Source organism: Desulfotignum phosphitoxidans DSM 13687, assembly GCF_000350545.1.
In the GTDB taxonomy this organism is placed as follows: Bacteria; Desulfobacterota; Desulfobacteria; order Desulfobacterales; family Desulfobacteraceae; genus Desulfotignum; species Desulfotignum phosphitoxidans.
Genome location: NZ_APJX01000007.1, coordinates 38,798 through 61,047, shown reverse-complemented (window position 1 = coordinate 61,047; position 22,250 = coordinate 38,798). Strand labels below are relative to the sequence as shown.

General features: G+C 50.0%; 19 protein-coding genes, 1 tRNA gene and 1 other RNA gene. 12 read left to right on the top strand and 9 right to left on the bottom strand.

Annotation, left to right across the window (positions count from 1 at the left end; all coding sequences use genetic code 11):
* The first annotated feature begins 45 nt into the window (after positions 1 to 45).
* Positions 46 to 1,125, top strand: coding sequence for a transcription termination factor Rho (gene rho, locus DPO_RS15360; RefSeq protein WP_006967031.1), 1,080 nt, complete (start codon positions 46 to 48; stop codon positions 1,123 to 1,125).
* Here the strand turns inward: rho and lon are convergent.
* The 4 genes from lon to tig form a co-directional block, all read right to left on the bottom strand.
* Positions 1,122 to 3,491, bottom strand: a complete 2,370-nt coding sequence (gene lon, locus DPO_RS15355) for an endopeptidase La (protein ID WP_006967030.1) — start codon at positions 3,489 to 3,491, stop codon at positions 1,122 to 1,124. The two genes, rho and lon, sit on opposite strands and share 4 nt — an antisense overlap.
* 23 nt (positions 3,492 to 3,514) lie before the next feature.
* Positions 3,515 to 4,774, bottom strand: a complete 1,260-nt coding sequence (clpX, locus tag DPO_RS15350) for an ATP-dependent Clp protease ATP-binding subunit ClpX (protein WP_006967028.1) — start codon at positions 4,772 to 4,774, stop codon at positions 3,515 to 3,517.
* 27 nt (positions 4,775 to 4,801) lie between these two features.
* Positions 4,802 to 5,404 carry an ATP-dependent Clp endopeptidase proteolytic subunit ClpP gene (clpP, locus tag DPO_RS15345; RefSeq protein WP_006967027.1) on the bottom strand — a complete coding sequence of 201 codons (603 nt, stop codon included), beginning with the start codon at positions 5,402 to 5,404 and terminating at the stop codon, positions 4,802 to 4,804.
* A gap of 92 nt (positions 5,405 to 5,496) precedes the next feature.
* Positions 5,497 to 6,840, bottom strand: a complete 1,344-nt coding sequence (gene tig, locus DPO_RS15340; RefSeq protein WP_006967026.1) for a trigger factor — start codon at positions 6,838 to 6,840, stop codon at positions 5,497 to 5,499.
* A 230-nt stretch (positions 6,841 to 7,070) separates the two neighbouring features.
* Here tig and DPO_RS15335 point away from each other — a divergent pair.
* From DPO_RS15335 to nadA, 7 genes are all read left to right on the top strand, one after another.
* A tRNA-Pro gene (locus DPO_RS15335) sits at positions 7,071 to 7,147 on the top strand.
* Between the two features lie 136 nt (positions 7,148 to 7,283).
* Positions 7,284 to 7,380, top strand: an RNA gene (ffs, locus tag DPO_RS24640) — signal recognition particle sRNA small type.
* A 157-nt stretch (positions 7,381 to 7,537) separates the two neighbouring features.
* Complete coding sequence (grpE, locus tag DPO_RS15330) at positions 7,538 to 8,140, top strand: nucleotide exchange factor GrpE (RefSeq protein ID WP_006967024.1); 603 nt, start codon at positions 7,538 to 7,540, stop codon at positions 8,138 to 8,140.
* Positions 8,141 to 8,161: 21 nt separating this feature from the next.
* A complete protein-coding gene (dnaK, locus tag DPO_RS15325) occupies positions 8,162 to 10,075 on the top strand; it encodes a molecular chaperone DnaK (RefSeq protein WP_006967023.1) in 1,914 nt (637 codons plus the stop codon).
* A gap of 107 nt (positions 10,076 to 10,182) precedes the next feature.
* A complete protein-coding gene (locus DPO_RS15320; RefSeq protein WP_006967021.1) occupies positions 10,183 to 11,772 on the top strand; it encodes a class I adenylate-forming enzyme family protein in 1,590 nt (529 codons plus the stop codon).
* Between the two features lie 16 nt (positions 11,773 to 11,788).
* Positions 11,789 to 12,439 carry a LolA family protein gene (locus DPO_RS15315; RefSeq protein WP_006967020.1) on the top strand — a complete coding sequence of 217 codons (651 nt, stop codon included), beginning with the start codon at positions 11,789 to 11,791 and terminating at the stop codon, positions 12,437 to 12,439.
* 25 nt (positions 12,440 to 12,464) lie between these two features.
* Positions 12,465 to 13,358 (top strand): quinolinate synthase NadA, encoded by an 894-nt coding sequence (gene nadA, locus DPO_RS15310; protein ID WP_006967019.1) that lies wholly within the window; start codon positions 12,465 to 12,467, stop codon positions 13,356 to 13,358.
* A 71-nt stretch (positions 13,359 to 13,429) separates the two neighbouring features.
* Here the strand turns inward: nadA and DPO_RS15305 are convergent, their stop codons facing one another.
* The 4 genes from DPO_RS15305 to DPO_RS15290 all read right to left on the bottom strand — a co-directional run bounded on the left by DPO_RS15305 (position 13,430) and on the right by DPO_RS15290 (position 17,520).
* On the bottom strand, positions 13,430 to 14,173 hold the full coding sequence (locus tag DPO_RS15305; protein WP_006967018.1) for a YebC/PmpR family DNA-binding transcriptional regulator: 744 nt from the start codon (positions 14,171 to 14,173) through the stop codon (positions 13,430 to 13,432).
* A gap of 16 nt (positions 14,174 to 14,189) precedes the next feature.
* The gene (locus DPO_RS15300; RefSeq protein WP_006967013.1) at positions 14,190 to 14,831 is read right to left on the bottom strand and encodes an SAM-dependent methyltransferase; all 642 of its coding nucleotides are present in this window, start codon (positions 14,829 to 14,831) and stop codon (positions 14,190 to 14,192) included.
* Positions 14,821 to 16,188 carry a DNA repair protein RadA gene (radA, locus tag DPO_RS15295; RefSeq protein ID WP_006967012.1) on the bottom strand — a complete coding sequence of 456 codons (1,368 nt, stop codon included), beginning with the start codon at positions 16,186 to 16,188 and terminating at the stop codon, positions 14,821 to 14,823. Before radA ends, DPO_RS15300 begins: the two co-directional genes overlap by 11 nt.
* 150 nt (positions 16,189 to 16,338) lie before the next feature.
* Complete coding sequence (locus tag DPO_RS15290) at positions 16,339 to 17,520, bottom strand: NAD(P)/FAD-dependent oxidoreductase (protein ID WP_006967011.1); 1,182 nt, start codon at positions 17,518 to 17,520, stop codon at positions 16,339 to 16,341.
* Positions 17,521 to 17,691: 171 nt separating this feature from the next.
* Between DPO_RS15290 and DPO_RS24030 the strand changes: the two genes are divergently transcribed.
* From DPO_RS24030 to DPO_RS15270, 4 genes are all read left to right on the top strand, one after another.
* Positions 17,692 to 18,348, top strand: coding sequence for a GntR family transcriptional regulator (locus DPO_RS24030; RefSeq protein WP_006967010.1), 657 nt, complete (start codon positions 17,692 to 17,694; stop codon positions 18,346 to 18,348).
* Positions 18,349 to 18,458: 110 nt separating this feature from the next.
* Positions 18,459 to 18,926: a FecR family protein gene (locus DPO_RS15280; protein ID WP_006967000.1), complete on the top strand. Its 468-nt coding sequence runs from the start codon at positions 18,459 to 18,461 to the stop codon at positions 18,924 to 18,926.
* Between the two features lie 30 nt (positions 18,927 to 18,956).
* A complete protein-coding gene (locus DPO_RS15275; protein ID WP_152427694.1) occupies positions 18,957 to 19,280 on the top strand; it encodes a hypothetical protein in 324 nt (107 codons plus the stop codon).
* A 65-nt stretch (positions 19,281 to 19,345) separates the two neighbouring features.
* Complete coding sequence (locus tag DPO_RS15270; protein WP_051069384.1) at positions 19,346 to 21,283, top strand: CHASE2 domain-containing protein; 1,938 nt, start codon at positions 19,346 to 19,348, stop codon at positions 21,281 to 21,283.
* Between the two features lie 76 nt (positions 21,284 to 21,359).
* Here the strand turns inward: DPO_RS15270 and DPO_RS15265 are convergent, their stop codons facing one another.
* Positions 21,360 to 22,160, bottom strand: coding sequence for a mechanosensitive ion channel family protein (locus tag DPO_RS15265; protein ID WP_006966997.1), 801 nt, complete (start codon positions 22,158 to 22,160; stop codon positions 21,360 to 21,362).
* Positions 22,161 to 22,250: the final 90 nt, after the last annotated feature.

Here is a 22,250-nt window from a genome sequence, read left to right as displayed (position 1 = left end):
TTCATTTCAGCAGCAGCACACGTTTATCAAGGAGTTTAGGTAATTATGGAACCTGTGTCAGGATATCTGGAAATTATGGATAAAGGGTTTGGATTTCTGCGGGAAATTGATGACAATTTTCAACCCCGCCCGGAAAACCCTTATGTGCCCAACAGCTTGATCCGCAAATTAAATCTGCGGGAAGGCAGCTTAATTCAGGGCCTGGGTGAAAAAAAAGACCCGAGAAACCCGAACCTGGCTTTGGTACGGGTTGAAACCATCAATGGGCTTCCTTTTGACGAATTTGCCGCCATTCCCATGCTTCAGGATCAGGTAAGCATCAATCCCTATGAACGATACGTACTGACTCAGAATGACGAAGATACGGTGGGAAAGGCACTGGATATCATCGTTCCCATCGGCATGGGACAGCGTGGATTGATCATTGCGCCGCCCAAATCCGGGAAAACCTTTATATTGCGCCATATGGCCAATTCAGTGGTCACCAATCATCCGGATGCCAATGTGTTCATCCTGCTGGTGGATGAACGGCCTGAAGAGGTCACCGACTTTCAGCGGGGACTGGTCAATGCCCATGTGTTATATTCATCCGCTGATCAGCAAATCGGCCAGCACATGAGGATGACACGCCTGGCCATGCATACCGCCATCCGATGTGCGGAAATCGGTCAGGATGCCGTGGTGTTCATCGATTCTTTGACCCGTATGACCCGGGCATTCAATGCAGATACGGACAGTTTCGGGAAAACGTTGTCCGGGGGTCTGGGCGCCAATGCCATGGAATTTCCCAGAAAAATATTCGGTGCGGCCCGAAAACTGGAAAACGGGGGCTCTTTGACCATCATCGCTACTATCCTGGTGGATACGGGCAGCCGCATGGATGAAGTCATATTTCAGGAATTCAAGGGCACCGGCAACATGGACCTGTTTCTGTCCCGGGAATGCGCCGAACGGCGAATCTGGCCGGCCATTAACATCAATCAGAGCGGCACAAGAAAAGAAGACCTGCTCATGGATTCGGCCGCCTATGAAAAAATTGTAGATATTCGCAGAAAAGTGGCCCCCATGGACGAAGTGTCCGCCATGACGTCATTCATTTCTCTTCTGGAAGATTCAGATTTTTAACGGGAATCAGCGTCAGTTTGAATCAGGGCATGTGCCAGCACCTGGCTCATGTCATCCACAAAAACGATATCCAGCTGTTTTTGAATGGATCTGGGGATTTCCTGAATATCTTTCTCATTTTCCGCCGACATCACCACTTTCCGAATCCCGTGGGTGTGGGCCGCCAGTAGTTTTTCCTTGACCCCGCCGATAGGCAGTACCCTGCCTCTGAGGGTAATTTCGCCGGTCATGGCCAAATTTCTGTAAACCGGACGGCCTGTTAAAATTGAGACCACGGCCGTGCACATGGCGATACCGGCAGACGGACCGTCCTTGGGGATGGCTCCTTCCGGCACATGGATATGAATATCCAGGTCCTTGTAAAAATCCTCATGAATCCCCAGGGCTTTGCTTCGGGAGCGAACATAGCTGACAGCGGCCTGGGACGACTCTTTCATGACATCCCCCAGTTTACCGGTCACCATGATGCGCCCTTTTCCCGGCATGGTCACCGCCTCAATGGTCAGCAGTTCGCCGCCGGCCTGGGTCCAGGCAAGCCCGGTCACAATCCCGGTTTTATCTTCCACTTCCAGGGGTTTGTTGCGAAATTTGGGCTGTCCCAGATATTTCATCACACTGACCGTACTCACAGAATAATTTTTACGTTCTTTGGTGCGAACGATCCGGGTGGCAATTTTTCTGATGACCGATGATATTTCCCGTTCCAGATTCCGAACCCCTGCTTCACGGGTGTATCGCTGGATAATGGTTTGAACGGCATTATCCGAAAAAGTCACATCCGCTTGTTCAAGCCCGTTTTCTCTGATCTGCTTGGGAATCAGAAACCCTTTGGCTATCTGCGCTTTTTCAAACTGCGTATATCCGGGAATCTGAATGATCTCCATTCTGTCCCGCAGCGGTGCCGGAATATCAAACAGGGTGTTGGCCGTGGTGATGAACAGGATTTCCGACAGATCGTAATCCACTTCCATATAATGATCATTGAAATGCCGGTTCTGTTCCGGGTCCAGGGCCTCAAGCAGCGCGGAAGAAGGATCTCCTCTGAAATCAGCGGTCATCTTGTCGATTTCATCCAGACACAAAACCGGGTTGCTGTACCCGACTTTTTTGATGGTCTGAATCAGTTTGCCGGGCATGGCCCCCACATAGGTCCGGCGATGGCCTCTGATTTCCGCCTCATCCCGGACCCCGCCCAGCGATATTCTGGCAAACGATCGGCCGGTGGCGGATGCCACGGATCTTGCCAGAGACGTTTTTCCGACACCGGGAGGCCCCACCAGGCAAAGGATCGGTCCTTTGATTTTCTTGATCAGCATCTGCACTGCCAGATATTCCAGAATTCTTTCTTTGGGTTTTTTCAAGCCGTAATGGTCTTGATCCAGAATGCGTTCTGCAGTGGCCAGGTCATTTTTCGCACGGTTTTTCCGAAACCAAGGCAGGGAAATCATCCAGTCGATGTAATTTCTGATGACTGTGGCTTCCGAAGACATGGGCGCCATCATCTTGAGCTTTTCCAGCTCCCGCCTGACAACCCCGGCCGCCTCTTTGGGCAGGCGTTTCTTTCGTATCCGGGTTTCAAGTTCAGCATATTCTCCGGATTCGCTGTCTTCTCCCATCTCTTTTTTAATGGCCCGCATCTGCTCGGTGAGATAGTGGCGTTTCTGGAGTTTTTCCATCTGTTCTTTTACCCGTCCCTTGATCTTCTGGGACATGGCAAACACTTCGGTCTCCTGCTGAATCAGCTGGAGCAGGAGATAGAACCGCTTTTCAATATCCGTGCATTCCAGCAACTGCTGCTTGTCCGTCACCTTGAACGGCAACTGGGCTGCAATGGCATCCGCATACCGGGACGGGTCGGATTCCAGAATTTCCAGATTTTTAAAAAAACTTTTGGCCACTGCGCCGGACAGGGTCGCATAATGCTCAAACGCTTCCAGAACCGTTCTCAATGCAGCTTTGGATATAGCGTCAGACAAGGGCATTTCCTGTACAGGAATAAAATCCACCGTCAGAAAACCGCGTTCATCGCTCAATTTAATAATTTTGCCCCGGCAGGCTCCTTCCACCAGCGCCTTGACCGTTCCGTCCGGCAAACGAAGCAGCTGGGTGATCTTGGCTTCGGTTCCCACCTGAAAAATATCCTGAATCGTGGGTTTAAGCACCTCCGGATCTTTCTGGGTGGTGAGAAATATCTTTTTTTCTCCGGCCATGGCTTCGGACAGAGACTTAATGGATTTTTCTCTTCCCACAAAAACAGAGGTGGTGACAAAAGGAAACAGCACCATGTCCCGCAACGGAACCAGAGGCAATGTTTTTTTGATATATTCGGAGCCGTCCTGGTTGAACAATCTGGAAATATTGATCATTGATTCAATCTCGATTTCTTTTGTCAGGCCTGTTTTTTGGGTTGTTCATACAAAAGAATCGGCGGCTCGTTTTTCAATACCACTTCTTCTCCCACCACGCATTCTTTCACATCTTCCTTGGAAGGCAGTTCATACATGATGTCCAGCATGGTCTTTTCCATAATGGCCCGCAATCCTCTGGCACCCGATTTTCTGATCACCGCTTCCTTGGCCATGGCTTCCAGGGCCTCATCCGTAAACTGGAGATCCACCCCTTCGATTCTGAACAGTTCCTGGTATTGTTTCACCAGCGCATTTTTGGGTTCCGTCAAAATCTTGACCAGGGATGCTTCTGAAAGTTCTCCGATGGTGGTGACAACGGGCAGCCGTCCCAAAAATTCCGGGATCAGTCCGAACTTGATCAAATCTTCCGGCTTGAGCTGCTCCAGCAATGTGCCGATATTCACCTGTTTTCTGTCGGCGATCTTGGCACCGAATCCCATGGTTTTCTGCAAGATACGTCGCTCAACGATTTTTTCCAGTCCCGTGAACGTGCCCCCGCAGATAAAAAGAATATTGGAGGTATCCACCTTGACGTAATCCTGCTGAGGATGTTTTCTGCCGCCCTTGGGGGGAATGCTGGCCACCGTGCCTTCGATGATTTTCAACAATGCCTGCTGGACCCCTTCTCCGGACACATCCCGGGTAATGGAAGGGTTGTCGCCCCGCTGGGAAATTTTATCGATCTCATCAATATAAATAATGCCCTTCTGGGCGCGTTCAATATCATAGTCCGCGTTCTGAACCAGAGACAAAACAATATTTTCCACATCCTCGCCCACGTAACCGGCTTCGGTCAAAGCCGTGGCATCGGCAATGGCAAAGGGCACATCCAGAAATCTGGCAAGGGTCTGGGCCAGAAGCGTTTTACCGCATCCCGTCGGACCGATCAACAAAATATTGCTTTTCTGAATTTCAATGTCATCCGCCGGTTTTTCAATGCGGGAGGTCAAGCGTTTATAATGGTTGTACACTGCCACAGAAAGCACTTTTTTGGCTGCATCCTGCTCGATCACATAGGAATCAAGCATTGCCTTGATCTGCTTGGGCACATAAAACTCTCTGGTACTTTCAATTTCAGCCGCTTTTTCCTTTTCTTCATCCTCAATGATTTCACCACACAGTTTGATGCATTCGTTGCAGATATAGACACTGGGACCGGCTATCAGTTTCTGGACTTCTTTCTGGTTTTTCCCGCAGAAAGAGCAGAAAAATTGATCATTGGTGTCATCTTTTTTGGCCATATTAATAGCACTCCTTTGAAGCCGGAATCAGGCTTCCACTTCCAATTGGCTTCGGTCGGCAACCACCCGGTCAACAATACCATAGGTTTTTGCTTCATCCCCGGACATGAAAAAATCGCGATCCGTGTCCTTGGCAATTTTTTCGATTTCCCGGCCGGTATGATGGGCCAGAATCTCGTTTAACGTATCTTTCATACGAAGAATTTCCGTGGCCTGAATTTTGATATCCGCTGCCTGGCCCTGGGCACCCCCTAAAGGCTGATGGATCATAATTCTGGCGTTGGGCAGCGCAAACCGTTTTTTCGGAGCCCCCGCAGCCAGAAGCAATGCCCCCATGCTGGCGGCCTGTCCGATACAAACTGTTGACACATCCGGCTTGATGTACTGTATGGTATCATACACAGCCAGTCCGGCAGTGACCACACCACCGGGAGAGTTGATATAAAAACTGATATCTTTTTCCGGATCTTCCGATTCCAGAAAAAGCAGCTGGGCCACAATGAGGTTGGCAATTTCACTGTCTATGGCAGAACCCAAAAATATAATCCGGTCCTTTAACAGACGCGAATAAATGTCATAGGCCCGCTCGCCCCGATTGCTTTGTTCAACCACCATTGGAACTAATGGCACAATAAAACTCCTTGGTTATCTGTTCTTGCTGACCCCTGTTCCGAAAACAGTCCGGAGCAAGGCGGCTGATGAACCTGTTTTTACAAATTTGGTCAAGCGTCCGTTTCCGGGTCTGACACCGATGTTTCCTGAACATCGGTCTCCGGATCTTTTTCCGTCACCTGACTGGTTTCAATAATAAGATCGATCGCCTTTTTTTCAAGCTGGGTATGTTTGTAGTATTCCATCTGTTTGGGATCCATATTGAAAAAATTCTTTATGGCATCCACCGTGGCATTCATGCCCCGGGCCATCTCTTCCAGGCTTTTGTCCATCTCTTCTTCAGTGAGATCCAGTTTTTCCTGGGTGATGATTTTATCCAGGATCAAATGACGACGGGCCTGCTTTTCAGCCACATCCCGGTATTGTTCAGACAACTTTTCACGGCTGAGTCCATGTTCTTCCAGACTGGTGTTGTTGGCTGAATACGCCTGTTCCGTCTCACTGATAATCCCGTTGAGTTCTCCCTCGACCATGGCTTCGGGCACTTCGAATTCATATTTTTCCAGCAGATGCTGAAAAATCTGTTCGCTGAGCTCGTGTTTCACACGCTGCGCGTTTCCTTTTTCCAGGTTTTCCCGGATGGAATCCTTGACCTGCTCCAGTGTCTCAAATTTGCCCAGGCCTTTGACCAGATCGTCATTGATCTCAGGAAGAATTTCTTCCTGAATTTCTTTAAGCGTCACCTTGTATAAAATGGTTTTTCCCTTCAGGTTCTCATCCGGATGGTCTTCAGGATACGCCACTTCAACCTCAATATCCTGAACGGGCACACACCCGGTCAATTTTTCGGCAAACGCTTCAGGCAAACTGTTTTGCCCGATTTTGTAAAGAAAATTTTCGATTTTGGGCGTGGGCTCAAACGGCTCATCGTTCAAAAATCCCTGATAATCGATCAAAACAAAATCAGACGCTTTGACGGCCCGGCTTTCGCTCACTTTCTGTTTTTTTGCCATGGTTTTCTGAATCATATGAATCTGGGCATCGATCTCAGCATCAGAAACGGCATACCGATTTTTTTCAAGCGCCATGTCCTTGTAATCGATCTCAGGCAGTTCCGGTTTCACTTCAACGGTGATATCAAACACATAGTCTGAATCCGGATTCAATTCCGGCGGATCCAGCTGGGGTCCGCCCACAATGTTCAGATTGTGTTCCTGGATGGCTTCAACAAAGGAATCCTGGATCAAACGGGGGGCGACATCGGCATGAACGTCTTTGGAAAAACGGTTTTCAAGGACTTTTCTGGGAATTTTCCCTTTTCTGAACCCTTTGATGTCCGCTTTTTTCTTCAGTTCGTTGTATGCCTTGTCAAGCTCCTTCGCCACTTTTTCCTTGGGAATTTCAAAAGAGAGTACCTTTTTGACAGCGCTCTTGTCTTCGATTTTTACCTGCATTTTTTTGTCCTGTTACATTCCATTAATAGTGAACCATCTATATCCCGGGCCAAATGCAAACCATTTGCATAAATCTTGTGATGCATATCAAATCACACCATATCATACACCCAAATAATAAAGTTAACTAAAATAACGCTTATCCCATTCAGTGTCAAGAAAATTGCCCAAAAAAACGACTTGCGCCCCAGGTCTTAAAATGATATTAAAGCTGGTTATGTCTATTGAATCGGGGCGTAGCGCAGTCTGGTAGCGCGCCTGCTTTGGGAGCAGGATGTCGGGAGTTCAAATCTCTCCGCCCCGACCAATTATTACAGACCTCCGAATCGCCACTTTCTTTACCTGCCTGTCCTGTTTAAAAATTTTACATACATCTTGAAAAAACAATTCAAACCTTATATAAATACAAATTCCGGCCGGCAGACCGGATACAGATCGATTCTGATCGGTCGCCTTGTAACAGCAGGACATGAACCTCGTCAGGTCCGGAAGGAAGCAGCGATAAGTGATCTCTTCTGTGTCAAGGATCGATCCCGATCATGCAATTTCTCTGCATCTCCTGCCGGCCGGTTTATTTTTTCCCACCGTTTTTTATGTCTTGACATGCAATCAAACAGACTTACTTTTCAGCCATAATTTTAAAAACTAATTATTTGCCAATTGAATTTTAAAAATTTTTTTGGATCAGGAGAATACATTGGTACTGAAAGAAAAGTCCAGGGGAGAAACCAACAAGAAAGACCCTTCTCCCTTAAAGGAGACGGAATCGGCTGTAGAAGAAAAAGATACGGACGGTCTTGATTCCACTTCCCGGGAAACAGACATCGCTTCGCTGGAAGCAGCGCTTGAAGCTGAAAAGGATCGATTCATCAGACTTTCTGCAGAATTCGACAATTATCGAAAAAGAAAGCAAAGAGAAATTGACGAATTCAAAAAATTCGCCAATGAAATGGTTTTCAAACAATTTCTGCCGGTTGTGGACAACCTGGAACGGGCCATGGCCTCTGCTGAAAACAACCAGGATATTGAAACCCTGTTAAAAGGGGTCAAACTGACCCACAAAGAAATTCTGAAAGTATTTCAGGATTTCAATGTTAAACCGGTTCAGGCTGAAAACCAGCTGTTTGATCCGAGTTTCCATCAGGCCGTCACCCAGAAGGAAACCAATGAGGTTCCGGAAAATACGGTAACCGATGTACTTCAGACGGGATACCTGCTTCATGACAGATTGATCCGGCCCGCCATGGTTGTCGTTTCAAAATCAACAGGCAATGATACTGATAAACCCGAAGAAAAATAAAGATATATTGGAGGAAATGTTATGGGAAAAATAATCGGAATAGACCTGGGAACCACCAACTCCTGCGTCGCAATCATGGAAACCGGCGGAGAAGCAAAAATCATCACCAATGCGGAAGGCGGCCGGACAACGCCCTCCATTGTCGCCATCACTGAAGGCGGAGAACGGATTGTGGGCCAGACGGCAAAGCGGCAGGCCATCACCAATCCCGAAAACACCGTATTCGGCGTCAAACGCCTGATCGGCCGGAAATTCAACTCAAAGGAGATTCAAACCGACATCCCCAACCTGCCCTACAAGATTGAAGCGGCTTCCAACGGGGACACCCGGATCAACTTGAGGGGCAAGCAGTACAGCCCGGCTGAAATTTCTTCATTCATCCTGGCCAATATCAAAAAAACGGCTGAAGATTATCTGGGTGAAGAGGTCAAAGAAGCCGTCATCACCGTGCCGGCCTACTTTAATGACAGTCAGCGTCAGGCCACCAAAGATGCCGGCAAAATTGCCGGTCTGGAAGTCAAACGGATCATCAACGAACCCACGGCCGCTTCTCTGGCCTATGGACTGGACAAAAAAGGGGAAGAAAAAATTGCGGTCTTTGACTTGGGCGGCGGCACCTTTGATGTGTCCATCCTTGAAATCGGGGACGGGGTGTTTGAGGTGAAATCCACCTCCGGAGACACCCATCTGGGCGGTGAAGATTTTGATCTGAGAATCATCGAATACATTGCCAATGAATTCAAAAAAGATCAGGGCATTGATGTCCGCAACGATAAAATGGCACTTCAGCGGCTCAAGGAAGCGGCGGAAAAAGCCAAAATGGAACTGTCCAGCTCCACGGAAACCAACATCAATCTGCCGTTTATCACGGCGGATGCTTCCGGCCCCAAACATCTGGACGTCAGACTGACCCGGGCCAAACTGGAGTCTCTGGTAGCGGATCTGCTGGATAATCTGGAAGGTCCCTGCAAAAAGGCATTAAAAGAAGCCGGACTGGGCTCCGGCGGTGTGGATGAAGTGGTTCTGGTGGGCGGCATGACCCGTATGCCCGCCGTTCAGGAGCGGGTGGAAAAAACATTCGGTAAAAAACCCCACAAAGGCGTGAACCCGGATGAAGTGGTGGCCATGGGTGCGGCCGTCCAGGCCGGTGTCCTGCAAGGGGATGTCAACGATGTGCTGCTGCTGGATGTCACCCCGCTTTCCTTAGGGATTGAAACCCTGGGCGGTGTCATGACCAAACTCATTGAAAAGAACACCACCATCCCCACCAAGAAAAGCCAGGTGTTCTCCACGGCGGCTGACAATCAGCCGGCCGTGTCCATCCATGTGCTTCAGGGTGAACGGGAAATGGCTGCGGACAACAAAACCCTGGGCCGGTTTGAACTGGCCGATATTCCGCCGGCACCCCGAGGGGTTCCCCAGATCGAGGTGTCCTTTGATATCGATGCCAACGGTATTGTCCAGGTGTCTGCCAAAGACAAGGCCACGGCCAAAGAACAGTCCATCCGCATCACTGCCGCCTCCGGTCTGTCGGATGAAGAAATAGAGAAAATGGTCAAAGATGCGGAAATGCACGCAGAAGACGACAAAAAGAAACGGGTTCTGGTGGATACCCGCAACCAGGCCGAAGCCCTGGTGGACCAGACGGAAAAAACATTAAAAGAACACGGCTCTAAAGTAGATGAAGAAACCAGAAAAAATATTGAATCTGCTGTGGAAGCGTTGAAACAGGCCAAGGATTCCGATAATGTCGAAGACATCAAACAGAAAATCGAAACCCTGTCCCAGGCCTCTCACAAACTGGCTGAAGTGATGTACCAGCAGGCGGCATCCTCCCAGGACGGCGATGACAGCGGCAATGCCGGTGGATCCGCTGCCCAGGCAGATGATGATGTGGTGGATGCGGACTTTGAAGAGGTGGAAAAAGACAAATAACGCCCTTTTTTAAACCCATCGGGTTGAACATAATCCTGCCGTGGTCTATATTGATCCGGCAGGATTTTTTTTACCCCAACCCAAGGACAAAAGGTAAGACACGGGTGATGAGAATTACAGACATACTGACCCAGAACAGCCGGCTATACAGGGATAAAATCGCATTGGTGGAACGGATACCCGCCCGGTCCGCTCGAAAAGAGCTCACCTGGCATCAATTTTATACCATGTCCTGCCAACTGGCCAACGGGCTTTGGCAGCACGGCATTAAAAAATCAGATACTGTCGTACAACTGATGACCAACAATCTGGAATGGCTGCCCATTTATTTCGGAATTCTTTATACCGGCGCCTGGGCCGTGCCGTTGAATTTCCGGTTTGAATCAGACAAGATTCTGATGTGCGCCAGAACGGCCGAACCCAAAGCCTTTATTTTCGGGCCGGAATTCATTGAGCCCATTGACGGCATCCGGCAGGAGCTGGCCGACTGTGTCACCCTCTGGATCTTTGCAGGACCCAAAGAAACCTGCCCGGACTGGGCGGTTTGTTTTGATACATTCATTGCCGGCCAGAAAAAGGATCATCCCCCGGAGATCGATGCCGGGCCGGATGATGACGCGGCCCTGTATTTTACCTCCGGCACCACGGGCGCACCCAAAGCCGTGCTGATCACGCACCAGAATCTGACCCATGCCTGTGAAGTGGAAAACAGGCATCACGGCCAGACCCATGAGGATGTGTTTCTATGTATCCCTCCGCTGTATCATACGGGAGCAAAAATGCACTGGATGGGCAGTTTACTGATGGGGGGCAAATGCATTCTGCTCAATGGGGTGAAGCCGGAATGGATTCTGGAGGCAATTTCCGAAGAACAGTGTACCATTGCCTGGCTGCTGGTTCCCTGGGCCCATGATATTCTCATTGCCATAGAAAACGGCACCATTGATTTATCTAAATATCGGTTGGAACAATGGCGGCTCATGCACTCCGGGGCCCAACCCGTTCCACCCAGTCTTGTGGAGCGCTGGAAACAGTATTTTCCTTGTCAGGCATATGACACCAACTATGGGTTGACAGAATCCACGGGTCCCGGGTGTATTCACTTGGGCATAGAAAACAGCCACCACGTCGGCCCCATCGGTAAGGCCGGGTACGGGTGGGAAGCTAAAATCGTGGACAAGCAGGGCAACCATCTGTTTGCCAATGAAACCGGAGAACTGATCGTCCGGGGCCCCGGCGTCATGAGAGCCTATTACAAAAATGATCTTGCCACAAAAGAAGCACTCAAGGATGGGTGGCTTTACACCGGTGACATTGCCAGGTATGACAAGGATGGATTCATCTGGCTGGTGGACCGAAGAAAAGACATGATCATTTACGGGGGAGAAAACATTTTTCCCAATGAAATCGAAAATTTTTTTCTTACCCATGAAAAGATCAAAGACATTGCCGTTATCGGAGTGCCGGATGAACGGCTCGGGGAGATTCCCGCCGGCATCATCAGTGTCAAACCCCATTGCATGATCTGCGAACAGGATATCTTGGATTTTCAGCAGGCATTGCCCCGGTATAAACGGTTAAGAAAAATATTTTTTGGCGATGTCCCCCGAAATCCCACCGGAAAGATTGAAAAACCCAAGCTTCGGCGCCTGTATGCGGAAGACAAACGAAAAGACCCGCAAAAACTGATGCATTAAAACAAGGAAATTCATTGTGAAATTGTTTCGAATTTTTTTTATTGTCCTGTTGTCTTTTGGATGGATCCACGGGGCAGCCGCCTCAGACAACCGTCCCCTGGCACAAACCGTTTTAGACGGGCTTGAAAATCAGTATGCCGGCCGCAGTTTCTTTGCTGAATTCAAACAAACTTCAATTCTGACCGCACTGGACATCAGCGAAACCGCTTCAGGCAAAGCCTGGTTCAGCCATCCCGGAAAAATGAAGTGGCAGTATCTGGCACCCGAACGCCATGATATCATCACCAACGGCCAGACCCTATGGATTTTCAGGCCGGATGAAAATCAGGTCATGATCGGCGATGCAGCCCCGTTTTTTGCGTCCGGTGCCGGTGGGGCGTTCTTATCGGACATCTCAAAAATCAGAGACAATTTTTCGGTATCTGTGACTGAAACCACGGACCAGTGGGTGGAACTGCAGCTGGATGCCCCTCCGGAAAATACAGAAATCCAATCCATCCGCATCCAGGTGAACAGAACCGATTTTCAGATTCAGACCGTCACCACGGTGAACACTGCCAAAGATATCACCCGGTTTGAACTCAGCGATATCCAATTTCAGGACATGCCCGATCACTGGTTTGAGTTTGAGATTCCTTCGGGAACCCACATCATTGACATGAATTAAAACGCAAGATTAAAGGAAAATATCCATGAAACAACTGATCCGGGATCTGGCCCGCCAAAAAAACGCCATCATTCTGGCCCATAACTACCAACCCCCGGAGATCCAGGACATCGCGGATCTGTGCGGTGATTCTCTGGAGCTGAGTATCAAGGCCGCAAAAACCCGTGCAGATATCATCGTTTTCTGCGGGGTCCATTTCATGGCGGAGACGGCCGCCATTCTGTGCCCGGAAAAAACCGTGATTCTGCCCAACCCGGAAGCCGGCTGCCCCATGGCGGATATGGTGACACCGGAGGCGTTGAGCGCCAGAAAAAAGGCGTTGGGAAACATCCCGGTCATCACCTATGTCAACTCGTCTGCCGCGGTCAAGGCCGTATCTGATATCTGCTGCACCTCGGCCAATGTGATCGATGTGGTCAATGCCCAGTCCGCAGATGAGGTGCTCATGACACCGGACAAAAACCTGGCACAATATGCAGCCGGCCACACGGACAAAACAATCCATTTATGGGACGGGTTCTGCCCGTTTCACAACAATCTGACCCTGAAAGATGTGGCAGACGCAAGGCAGAAGCACCCGAATGCGCTGTTCATGGCCCATCCGGAATGTCCGCCCGAAATCCTGGCTTTGGCCGACACCATCCAGTCCACCTCCGGTATGATCCGGTACGCAAAAAACAGCGCTCACCGCCAGTTTATCATCGGTACGGAAGTCGGGCTGCTGTATCCCATCTCAAAAGCCAACCCGGACAAGCAGTTTTTTCCGGCATCCGAAAAAATGCGGTGCACGGATATGAAAAAAATCCGTCTGCAAGATATCAAAAACAGTCTGGAAACCCTGTCAGGAGAAATCAAGGTCCCGGAAGATATCCGAAAAAAAGCCCTGGGCGCGGTACAGAAAATGATCCATCTGGTCTGACATTCAAAAGGCCGGCATGGGGTCATGCCGGCCTTTGATTCATGGGTGCAGCAAAAAATCGACAAAAGCGATCACATGTTTTCGTAAACTTCGTCCGGGATATCGGCATTGGTATAAAAATTCTGAACATCATCACAATCATCTAAGGCCTCCATGAACCGAACCATCTGCTCGGCCTCCTTGCCCGTGACTGCGGTCATGGTCTGGGGAATCATGGTGATTTCCGCCATCTCACAGGCAATTTGTGCTTTGTCCAGAGCGTTCTTCACGGCATCGAACTCCGCGGGTTCCGTGATCACCTCATACACATCCCCTTCATCTTTGATGTCCTCGGCACCGGCATCTAAAGCGACTTCCATCAGGGTATCCTCATCCATCCCCTCCTTGTTGACGGCGATCAGTCCTTTTTTATCGAACATCCAGCCCACACACCCGTCCGTTCCCACATTGCCCCCGGCTTTGGAAAACATGTATCTGACATCGGCGATGGTCCGGTTCCGGTTGTCTGTGAGGCATTCCACCATCACGGCCACGCCACCCGGGCCGTATCCTTCATAGATGATTTCCTCGTAGTTCACCCCTTCCAGTTCGCCTGTGCCTTTTTTGATGGCCCGTTCAAAATTATCCTTGGGCATGTTCTGGGCTTTGGCTGCGGTAAGGGCCTGGCGCAATCGGGGGTTGGCTTCCGGATCTCCGCCGCCCATGCGGGCTGCCACCGTGATCTCCTTGATCAGCTTGGTGAAAATCTTCCCCCGTTTTTTATCGGCCGCCCCTTTTTTGTGTTTGATGGTCGACCATTTGCTGTGTCCTGACATGAATCCACTCCTTACATTATGTTGCTCGTTTTTGTTTTGCGATAATATATATTTCTTTGCTCTGTTTTCTGCAACTTTCCGGTTTAAAAACCCGGCATTCCGCAAACCGTTTTTTCACCTGTTTTTCAAACCGGGCAAAGTCATTGCCTTGAAAAATCTTGCACACAAAATGGCCTTTTTCCATCAGAAAACGATCCACCGTTTCCAGTGCCATGCGGCACAGTTCAAAAGAACGAAAGGCATCCACATCTTTTCTGCCCGTGGTGGCCGGTGCCATGTCCGACAGCACCACCGCACATCCGGCAATCTGATCAAAAAATGACTCATCCGTCATTTCAAGGATATCTGCTTGAATCGCAGACACATGTTTTGGCAGATCAATGGTGACGGCCTGAATATCAATACCGAAAACCCGACCGTTCGGGCCTGTCTGCTCTGATGCATACAACAGCCAGGATCCGGGCGCACATCCCAGATCCAGCACCACATCCGCTTTTTTGATCACATGAAATTTCTGCTGAATCTCTTTGAGTTTGTACACGGACCGGGCCGGATAATTTTCCGCTCTGGCCTGCCGGGTGAGGTGATCTTCCCATTTTGAACCGCCGACCCCCCCGGACCGGTTCCCTGATTTTGTCCCGCGTTTTTTAGCTGCCAAACAATACCTCCATGGCTTCTTTTAAAAATCGGACACTTTCGATGGTCATGCCGCGAACTTTTGACAATTGCTTTAATGCGGAAGCCGGCACCAGACAGGTGGTAAATCCCATTTTTGCGGCTTCCTTGATCCGGGCCTGGGCGTGACTTACCGCCCGGATTTCACCGGTCAGGCCGATTTCTCCGATCAATGTGGTGTTTCCGGGAACGGGTTTGTCCAGAAAACTGGCTGCCAGGGCCGCTGCAATGGCAAGATCTGCAGACGGTTCCACAATCCGGACCCCGCCGGTGACGTTCATGAACAGATCCAGCCCGGACAGATTCATTCCCAGACGTTTTTCCATGACCGCCACGATCAATGCCACCCGCTGGATATCCAGTCCGAGCACGGTGCGCCGGGGATTGCCCAGGCTGGAGGTGGAGACCAGTCCCTGGATTTCCACCAGAATGGGCCGGGTGCCCTCCATACAGGCCGTGACCACGGATCCCGGGGCCACGGAGGTCCGTTCAGCCAGAAACACGGCCGATGGATTGGGCACTTCCACCAGCCCTTTTTCCCGCATTTCAAACACCCCGATTTCATTGGTGGACCCGAACCGGTTTTTCACGGCCCGCAATATTCTGAACACATGGCTTTTGTCACCTTCAAAATACAACACCGTGTCCACCATATGCTCCATGATCCGGGGACCGGCAATGGCCCCGACCTTGGTCACATGCCCCACCAGAAAAATCGGGGTACCGCTGGATTTGGCCAGATGCATGAACCGCATGGCCGCCTCCCGGATCTGGGTGACGCTGCCCGGGGTGGAATTGACGTCCGGCTGGAACACGGTTTGAATGGAATCGATGACCACTGCATCATAGGCGGTTTTCGCCATCATGGCGGCAATGGCGTCCAGATTGGTTTCCGAAACGATCAATAAAGAGGGGCAGCACCCTTTTTCAAGGCGCTGCCCCCGCATGGAAAGCTGGCGAATGGATTCTTCGCCGGATACATACAGGCAGGTTTTACCCGATTGCGCCAAAGCGGACAATACCTGGAGCATAAGCGTGGATTTGCCGATGCCCGGATCACCGCCGATGAGCACCAGGGAGCCGTCCACGACCCCGCCGCCCAGGACCCGGTCGAACTCGCTCATCCCCGTGCAGATCCGCAATGACCGGCTTGTCTTCACGGAATCGATGGGAACGGGTTCTGCCGTCAACAAAGATCCGGAATTTCCGGCTGGTTTTGAAACCTGCCGCTCCTGTACCAGGGAATCCCAGTCCCCGCAGTCCGGGCACCGCCCCATCCATTTGAATGTCTGGCTGCCGCAGGTCTTACATCGATATATCAGCTTGTCCTTGTTTTTCACTCAAGATTCTTTTTCGTTGCACCATTTAAAATGAAACGAATATATCACAAAGAGGGAACCCGTATCAATGTTAATTCACATACCTGTGTTGTCTGCCGGGCAGTGAATTCTAAGGACCTGCGGCTGGCGCATGGTTTGTTTTTCTGACGGTTAAACGATATTCAGCTCGATGTACAGCTGATTTTTGGCAAAGCGTTCAAATTCAAAACAGCTTAAATCCAGGGTTTTGTATTTTCCATAAGTGATCAGTTCTGAAATCCCCCGGCCCGCGCCCGGTCCCTGCTGAAGTCCATGACCGCTGAACCCGTTGATGAACATGAAATTTTTCACTGTCGGATGGGCTCCGATAATGGCATTCTGATCCTTGATGTTGTATTCATAATGACCGGCCCAGGATGAAATCCGCTTGATGGCATCAAACGCAGGCACCCGTTCCGCCAGAATCGGCCACAACGTTTCTTCAAACACGGAATAATCCATGTCAAAATCATCACAATCCGGATCATTGTCCGCTTCCGGAGAGATCCCGCAGATGAAATGCTGTCCTTCGGGCCGGAAATAGGCCCCGGACGGATCCACTACCAAAGGACAGTTGGGCAGCTGGGAATTGCATTTGTACAAAAAGACAAACCGTTTCCGGGAACGGACCGGCAGATCATCAATACCGGCCATTTCAGCCACATGTGCGGCTTTGGGCCCGGCAGCATTGACAAACATGCCGCCGTTGATTTTTTTTCCGGAACTCAGCTGCACGGCCGTGATTTGATCCCCGGTCCGCTCAATACCCACCACTTCATCGTTCAGATAGGTGACCCCGAGACTTTTGGCTTTGTTTTTGAACCCCATGGTAAAGCAATGGGGATCAAACCATCCTGAATCCGGAATATTGTAGGAGCCGGCAACAATATCCTCCACATTGAGCCATTCAAACGTTTGTTTTAACTGGTCTTTTTCCAGAATTTTAACATTGGCCCCGGCCGCAATCTGCGTCTTGTGATTCTGCATCAGCACGGGCATGCCGGCATCCGTCGCTAAAATCAGATACCCGTTTTCCGTAAAATCCACGTTCACGGGATCATCGTTTTCCACTTGCAGATAGGAATTGATATTTTTGATGAATTCAGCACCGAATTTGGACAACTGGATATTTTCCGTGTTGGAAAACTGCTGCCGGATACCGCCGGCAGACAGGCATGTGGATGATTTGGCATAGGTGGGATCTTTTTCAATCACCAGCACTTTTCCGTTGAAATCCGGATTGGCGGCAAGAAAATAGGCGGTTGCACTTCCCATGACGGCCCCGCCGATAATTACCACATCATATGTTTCCATAGTTTTCCCCTTTGAAATTGATTTAAATTCTGCCATTACACGCATGGCGTGACTTTTTAATATTTTTATGGTATACCAAAAAAATTTCTATTGTCAATATATTATTTTTACTATTTATATGTGATATGCTCCTTAAAAATTAATGGATTATTCATTTAAAACTGACAAAAAATGAATCAAAAAATTTATCATACCCTGCGGGAACGAATCATTTTCCTGGCATACAACCCGGGTCAGATTCTCAAGGAACAGGCCCTGGCAGAAGAATTCGGTGTCAGCAGAACCCCGTTGCGCACGGTGCTGTTTCGTCTGGAATGGGAACATCTGCTTAAAATACTGCCCCGAACCGGTATCCAGGTATCTGAGCTGGAGCTCAATACCATCACCCACCTGTTTCAGGCCCGGCTGGAACTGGAATCCGTCATCGGGGTCATGGCAGCAGAACGGTTTAACAAGGCACACTTCAACCGGCTGGAACAACTGACCCACAGGTGCCGGGATCTGGTGGCCCATCATGATCCGGAAAAGCTGGCCCGACTGGATATGGATCTGAAACATCTGTTCCACGATGCCGCAGGAAATCCGTTTTTAACGGAGATGTCGGACCGCTTTTATGTACTGACGTTTCGTCTGTGGTATTTCAATCTGATGAAGATGGATGCCCATGGCTGGCATACGGAAAGCCTTTGCCTGGAATCGGATCTGCTGGCATTGACCGACCTTCTGGCAAAAGCGTCTCCAAACGTCGTGGGCAAGGCCAGAAAAACCCAGCTTTTAGACCATGTGGAACGGATCCGCAATACGTTTCTGGGACTGTCCCATACCTGACATTGGGGAAAAAAGTTTGAAAACCATATTGAAAACCGCCTGGCATGCACCACCTTGACAGGCCCGGATGCCCTGTCTATAATACTGAAACAAGTAATTCAGGAGACTGGATGAATCCACGAATTCCCAAGATAGGTGTTTTTCTTTTTTTTCTGCTGCTTCTGACTGCCACGGTTTGGGCCGATCCGAACGGGACAGCCCCCCGGACAAAACCGGCAGGCATCATTAAAACCCTTACCGGAAACGTATATATCCATCGAAATGAGACACGGATCAAGGCCGAACCGGACATGCCGATATTAGAAAAAGATCTCCTTATAACAAAAAAAAACGCCCACGCCGGAATTGTTTTCACGGACGGTACCGTTATCACCGTCGGCCCGGAATCAATTTTTGAAATGGCGGCGTTTGTTTTCAAGCCGGATGAAAATCAGTATGACTTTTCATTTTACATGGAAAAGGGAACCGCTATTTACAATTCAGGAGAAATCGGGCGAATTTCCCCCCAGTCCGTCAAAGTGAGGACCCCTAAAGCAACCATAGGTATCCGGGGCACCCGGTTTGTGGTGGATTTATAACAGATGATCACGATACGCCAGGTTCTTATCTTGTTTTGTATTTTTATCCTGATTCTTGGATGTGGCACAAAAAAACAGGCCAAATCGATTCTTCTGCCCCAGGAGAACGGCGAAACCGGCAAAATCGTTATAAGAAGCGACACTTCCGGCATCATGCTGGACAAACCCTATACCGAAGCGGTCTATCATGCGGCAACGGGCGGATTTATCACCCGGCAGACCGATCCGGAAGAAACCGGGCAGATTTACGGCCCGCTTCTGGCAGCTGAACCTGATATGCCCGATTCTGCGGACCTGGCCCCGGACAGCAGAACAAACATACCGATCATTCAGGAAATGATCAGACAACCGTGATGGAGTCCCCGCCTAAAATAGAACTGTCGAGAAGAATTCGCACCATCTGGGCAGGAACGATACTGATGATCACGCTGATCATCGCTCTGGCCGCATCTTCTGAAAACGGTTTTCTGCAATCTTTGGATCATTTTTTTTATGACCGGTATATGCGGATGGGCGCGTCCTCTGCGCTCCGGTCAAACGATGAAAATCAAATCACCATCGTGGACATCGATGAACCCAGCCTGGCCGCCGTGGGCCAATGGCCCTGGCCCCGATACCGGCTGGCCCGCCTGATCCGGCTGATCCATCAGTCCGAACCCCGGGCCATGGCACTGGATATTTTGTTTCCTGAACCGGATCAGACCTCACTTCAAAATATCATCCAGCGGCTTGAAACCGATCTCAATGTCCACCTGCCCGTGACAGATATGCCCCGGGGAATGGAAAACAATGATATTTTCTTTGGCTCCGTGCTGGCTGAAACCCCCATGGTGGGGGCCCGGTTTTTTCATTTTAATCATACCGGCAAAGGAGGGGTGTGCAAACAAACCACCGTTGAAATCACGGATCCGGACAACCTGCTATCCCTGCACCAGGCCACCGGGGCTTTGTGTAATACCCCGGCCATTGAAACCCGGCTGAAAAATACGGGATTCATCAACAGCCAATATGACCTTGACGGACTGTTGCGCCGAATCCCCCTCTTGATTCGGTACGGGTCACAGATTTTTCCCCATCTCTCTCTGGCTTTGTTCCTGGAGGCTCAGGGCATTTCCACTACCCGGGTGATCCAGACCCGGACCGGTCCCTGTATTGCGGCAGGCACCTGTCAAATCCCTGTCACCCGTGAAGGATATGCCGCCATCCGCTTCACCCGGCCCGGATTTTCCTTTTCCTATCTGTCTGCCGTGGATATTTTAAACCGCCAGTTTGAAAAATCAGACCTCCGGGACCGCATTGTGCTTGTGGGATCTTCAGCCATGGGATTGAACGATATTCACCAGACCGTGCTTGATCCACATTTTCCGGGCGTTGAAATCAGTGCCGTGGTGGTTGACAATATCCTGAAAAACAACCTGATCATTCTGCCGGCATGGGCCGGGGTGCTAAAGGGTGTTGCCTGTATGCTCACCGGCCTGTTCATGGGGGGATTGTTTTACCGGTTCATTGGGCCGGGCATGCTGTTTTCAGCCAGTCTGGCATGGGCCGCCGGCCTGACCGGTGCCAGCCTGATCGCCTATCGGGAAGCGTCCGTGTTTATCTCCCCGGCAGCCCCGATTGTGACAGTTCTGATTTTGTTTTCCCTGATTTCTCTTTGCCGGTTCGCCATGGAAAAACGGGCCGCATTCACCTGGTATCGGCAACTGTCTTCCGCCCAGCAGTTGACCATGGAAGCCATGGTATCCATGGTGGAAACCCGGGACCCGGAAACCGGAGAACATATTGTCAGAACCCAGCATTACGCCCGGGCCATTGCGGAACATCTCAGGGATACGGGTTTTTTCAAAGAGATCCTGACGGAAAAATTTATTAAAAATCTGTTTTTATCCGTGCCCCTGCATGATATCGGCAAGGTGGGAACCCCGGACAGAATCCTGCTCAAACCCGGCCGGCTCACACAAGAAGAGTTTGAGATCATGAAACTCCATGCCAAGCACGGCAGAACAATCATCACCCGGGCAGCCAAAGACCACCAGGGAAGTAATTTTCTGGCGCTGGGGTCCCAGATCGCCGGCACCCATCATGAAAAATGGAACGGCAAAGGCTACCCGTCCGGTCTGGCCGGCACACAGATTCCTTTGGCCGGCAGAATCATGGCCATTGCCGACGTATATGATGCATTGATCAGTGAACGATGCTACAAACCCCCATTTTCCCATGACAAAGCCATGGCCATTATTCTCGAAGAAAAAGGGAACTCATTTGACCCCGTCATCGTGGATGCCTTCTGCCAGATTGAAGACAAAATCCTTGAGATTGCCCGTGCGTTTCAGGACACGGAAGAATATCCCGCCTGAAATATAACCAGAGACAGCTGTAACCCATGTTTTTCACATCAATGACAGCTGTCTTTTTTGTCTGTCCCTTATGTTTCTACCCTTTGTGCACGGTGACCTGGGGAAACGGAATTTCAATGTCGTTCTCGTCAAACAACTGTTTGATGGTTTTGAGCAGGTCAAATCGGGTGGCCCAGTAATCAGCGCTGTTCACCCAGGGACGTACCACAAAATTCACGCTGGAATCCGCCAGTTCAGACACGGCAATGGTGTAGGCAGGATCCTTTAAAATACGATCATCGGATTGAATAATCTTTTCCAGGATCTGCCAGGCTTTTTCAATATCTGATCCGTACCCGATGCCGATCACCAGATCGATGCGGCGGGTATCATACCCGGAAATATTTTTAATGACATCATTTAAAATTTTACCATTGGGCACCAGAATCTTGATATTGTCCGGTGTGGCCAGGGTGGTGGTAAACATCTGAATGTCCTTGACCGTGCCGGCAACCCCGCCGGCTTCAATATAATGCCCGGTTTTGAACGGATGCAGGATCAGGATAAGAACCCCTGCGGCAAAATTGGCCAAAGACCCCTGAAGGGCCAGACCCACGGCCAGACCGGCCGCACCGATCACGGCAATGAACGAAGCCGTCTGTATGCCGAATTTTGCCAGCGCCGCCAGGACAGTAAATGCCAGAATACCGAAATAAACCAGGCTGCCGCAAAAAGAGGTCACGGATGGATCAACGCTGGAACGGTCCATGAGCTTCTCAATGATCTTTCTGCCGATACCTGCAGCAATCCGACCCAGAATCAGAATAATTATGGCACCGATAATATTCAGCCCATATTTGGTTAAAAACAACACCATCTGCTCCATGTAATTTTCCATGACCTGTCTCCTTGTGTTATCAATTGCGTGAAAAGCGGATCACGCACCCCTGATCCGGGATACCGTGCAACGGAGTACCGACTCTCTTTT